We start from the raw sequence: 2,663 nt of genomic DNA, 5'->3' as shown, positions 1-2,663 counted from the left end.
TGTTTATTTAATGGAGAATCTAGAGGGTTATACATATATCGATATTCCGGAACCAATTTGGCCATTATTAAAGAGGTTATTGGTAGAACAAACACCAGTTTGGATTCAATTTCGTGATGAAGAATTGGAGTTATCTAATTTCTATGAGGAATTAATTGACCTTTTAAACAACATAAAAGGAAATAGTAATTATGGCGATGAAATGGTCGCAAAAGTAGAAGGGATTTTTTAAACATATTATAGATTTCATTGAGGTGGAAGGATGAAGCACTGGGACCAATTTTTAGCTCCATATAAACAAGCTGTGTCTGAGCTGAAAATAAAATTAAAGGGGATGAGAGGTCAATTTGAGCTTGATTCTAGCCATTCGCCGATTGAATTTGTGACTGGTAGAGTAAAGCCGATTGCAAGTATCCTTGATAAAGCAAATCAAAAAGGTATTCCGCTAGATAAATTGGAAGAGGAACTGCAGGATATAGCTGGTATGCGAATCATGTGCCAATTCGTTGACGACATTCATCATGTAGTAAGATTATTAAGAAACCGGAATGATCTTGAAATTGTTGAGGAAAGAGATTATATTTCACATAAAAAAACAAGTGGATATCGCTCCTACCATGTTGTAATCCAGTATCCTGTTCAAACGATACATGGAGAAAAAAAGATCCTTGCTGAAATACAAATTAGAACATTGGCCATGAATTTTTGGGCGACAATTGAGCACAGTTTAAACTATAAATATAAAGGGATTTTCCCCACTGATATCCAAATGAGGTTACAACGAGCAGCGGAAGCAGCATTTCGGTTAGATGAGGAAATGTCATTGATTCGCGGTGAAATTCAAGAGGCGCAAGCATTTTTTACAAGAAATAAAGAGTTCAAGCAAGAGGAGAAAAGCTGATAGAAGCTGTGAACGTATTTCAGTACAAGGAGTAAAAAAATATGAAATTTGCGATTACATCCAAAGGCGACCAGAAATCGAATATCTTAATGCATAAGATGCGGACTTATTTACTCGACTTTGAACTTATTTATGATGAGGACCAACCTGATATTGTCGTTTCAATCGGTGGTGATGGGACACTGCTATATGCTTTTCATCGATATAGCAGCCGCTTAGATAAGACTGCTTTCGTTGGAATTCATACTGGGCATCTAGGCTTTTATGCTGATTGGACGCCAGATGAGATTGAGAAATTAGTCATTGCAATCGCCAAAACACCTTACCAAGTGGTTGAATATCCGTTAATTGAGGTAATCATTCGTTATCAGCATGCTGGTAAGGAATCGCGATACCTTGCACTGAATGAATCTACTGTTAAGAGTGTTGAAGGGACATTGGTTATGGATGTAGAGATACGTGGACAACACTTTGAACGATTTCGTGGCGATGGCTTATGTGTATCTACTCCTTCTGGCAGTACAGCCTATAATAAAGCTCTAGGAGGAGCCATTATCCATCCTTCTATACCTGCCTTGCAAGTTGCTGAAATGGCTTCAATTAATAACCGCGTGTTTAGGACAGTAGGATCACCGCTAATCCTGCCATCCCATCATACTTGTATGTTGAAACCGGTAAATCGCGTTGATTTCCAAGTGACTGTGGATCACCTTACTTTGCTTCATAAGGACGTTAAATCAATACAATTTAGGGTACCAGACGAAAAAATTCGCTTTGCTCGTTTTCGCCCATTTCCTTTCTGGAAGAGGGTCCATGATTCCTTCATATCAGATTCGGACTAACCCAACAGCTGGAGGTAAAACAACATGAATTTACGATTTCAACTTCAGTGGGAAGTTAATCCTTTTCAAGCTGGTCAAACAATCAAGAACTTCCTAAGAGAAGAGGAAATATCTCGGATTGCCCTAACGGATATAAAATTTAGGGGCGGAAAAATACTGGTAAATGGCATGGAAGTGAATGTTCGGTATGTATTAAAGGTAGGGGAAACCGTCACGGTTATTTTTCCACTTGAAAAACCAAGTGAAGGGATAGTAGGAGAAAGAATTCCATTAGAAATCCTTTTTGAAGACCAATATCTTTTAGTAGTTAACAAACCAGCAGGCATGACTACCATCCCTTCAAGGGAACATCCAACAGGCAGCCTGGCGAATGCCTTGGTTGGTTACTATGAAGAAATTGGTATTGAGTCAACTGCACACATTGTCACTCGATTGGATCGGGATACGTCTGGTATTGTATTGATTGCCAAACATCGGCATATACATCATTTATTTAGCAAACAGCAACAAAAAGGCAATGTTAAAAGAATGTATGAAGCATTTGCAGAAGGCAATCTCTGGCTTGACAAAGGCACGATTGAAGAACCGATTGGAAGAAAGAGTGACAGCATTATAGAAAGAGAAGTACGTAGTGATGGACAATATGCATGTACTAATTACAAAGTACTGAAAAGATATAAAGAGTTTACCCATGTAGAATTACAGTTAAAGACGGGAAGAACTCACCAAATAAGGGTTCACATGTCTTTCATTGGTCACCCATTATTAGGGGATGACCTTTATGGCGGCAGTCTATTGCACATTGTCCGTCAGGCTCTCCATTGTAAGAAGATTCAATTCCATCACCCTATTACTAATTTAGAAATGACTTTTACAGCTTCTCTTCCAAACGATCTGAATGAATTACTTAATAAAGGCTG

Annotated in this window: 3 protein-coding genes and 1 pseudogene; all 4 read left to right on the top strand. The window is 38.4% G+C overall.

The window, feature by feature from the left end:
• Positions 1–232 (top strand): annotated as a pseudogene (locus tag V7124_RS11655) (hypothetical protein); the annotation flags it as partial.
• Positions 233–262: 30 nt separating this feature from the next.
• The gene (locus V7124_RS11650) at positions 263–901 is read left to right on the top strand and encodes a GTP pyrophosphokinase (RefSeq protein WP_335410619.1); all 639 of its coding nucleotides are present in this window, start codon (positions 263–265) and stop codon (positions 899–901) included.
• A gap of 41 nt (positions 902–942) precedes the next feature.
• Positions 943–1,743 (top strand): NAD kinase, encoded by an 801-nt coding sequence (locus V7124_RS11645; RefSeq protein WP_335410617.1) that lies wholly within the window; start codon positions 943–945, stop codon positions 1,741–1,743.
• Positions 1,744–1,767: 24 nt separating this feature from the next.
• Positions 1,768–2,663, top strand: an 896-nt coding sequence (locus V7124_RS11640; RefSeq protein ID WP_335489154.1) for an RluA family pseudouridine synthase, incomplete at its 3' end; no start/stop codon positions are given.

It is taken from the genome of Neobacillus niacini, assembly GCF_036961885.1.
Classification (GTDB): Bacteria; Bacillota; Bacilli; order Bacillales; family Cytobacillaceae; genus Neobacillus; species Neobacillus niacini_H.
Note: the sequence above shows the minus strand (reverse complement) of the source record. Positions and strands in the feature narration are given on the sequence as shown.

Coding starts and splice junctions, on each gene's coding strand:
- V7124_RS11645 (WP_335410617.1), top strand. CDS start 943: ATGAAATTTGCGATTACATCCAAAGGCGACCAGAAATCGAATATCTTA.
- V7124_RS11650 (WP_335410619.1), top strand. CDS start 263: ATGAAGCACTGGGACCAATTTTTAGCTCCATATAAACAAGCTGTGTCT.